This is a genomic window from Candidatus Binatia bacterium (assembly GCA_023150935.1).
GTDB lineage: Bacteria > Desulfobacterota > Binatia > HRBIN30 > HRBIN30 > JAKLJW01.
This window is the reverse complement of record JAKLJW010000120.1, coordinates 1-796: the sequence shown is the minus strand read 5'-3', so window position 1 is coordinate 796 and position 796 is coordinate 1. Positions and strand designations below refer to the sequence as shown.

At 67.5% G+C, this 796-nt stretch carries 1 protein-coding gene; it reads left to right on the top strand.

Annotation, left to right across the window (positions count from 1 at the left end; all coding sequences use genetic code 11):
- Positions 1-796, top strand: a 796-nt coding sequence (locus tag L6Q96_23260; protein ID MCK6557468.1) for an N-6 DNA methylase, incomplete at both ends; no start/stop codon positions are given.

Sequence of the window (796 nt, the reverse complement as noted above, 5' to 3'; positions counted from 1 at the left end):
AAGGGCCTCAACGGCGACCTCGACCGTCTGCCGATGCTCACCTGGATCATGTTCCTCAAGTTCCTCGACGACCTGGAAACTCAGCGCGAGGAAGAGGCGGCGCTGGCCGGCAAGCGTTTCCGCCCCGCCGTCGAAGCGCCCTACCGATGGCGCGACTGGGCCACCGACCCGCAGGGCATGACCGGCGACGACCTCATCGCCTTCATCGGCCAGGACGAGGCCGTCGGCCCCGACGGCCGGCGCGGCCAGGGCCTCTTCGCCTACCTGCGCGGGCTCACCAGCGCCAACGGCGACAACCGCCGCGACGTCATCGCCACCGTCTTCCGCGGCGTGCAGAACCGCATGGTGAGCGGCTACCTGCTGCGCGACGTCATCAACAAGGTCTCCGCCATCCACTTCACGTCGAGCGACGAACTGCACACCCTCGGCAGCCTCTACGAATCCCTGCTGCGCGAGATGCGCGACGCGGCCGGCGACTCCGGCGAGTTCTACACGCCGCGCGCCGTGGTGCGCTTCATGGTCGAGGTCAGCGACCCACGTCTGGGTGAGACGGTGCTCGATCCCGCTGCCGGCACCGGCGGCTTCCTCGTCGAGGCCTACAACCATCTTTTCGCGCAGGTGAAGACCGTGCCGCAGCACAGGCAGTTGCAGGACGAAGCCCTTTACGGCTTCGAGCCCAAGCCTCTGCCCTATCTGCTCTGCCACATGAACCTGCTGCTGCATGGGCTGGAACGGCCGTGGATCGACCCCGGCAACGCCCTGCGCTTCAAGCTCACCGAGATCGGCGAGTCAGACC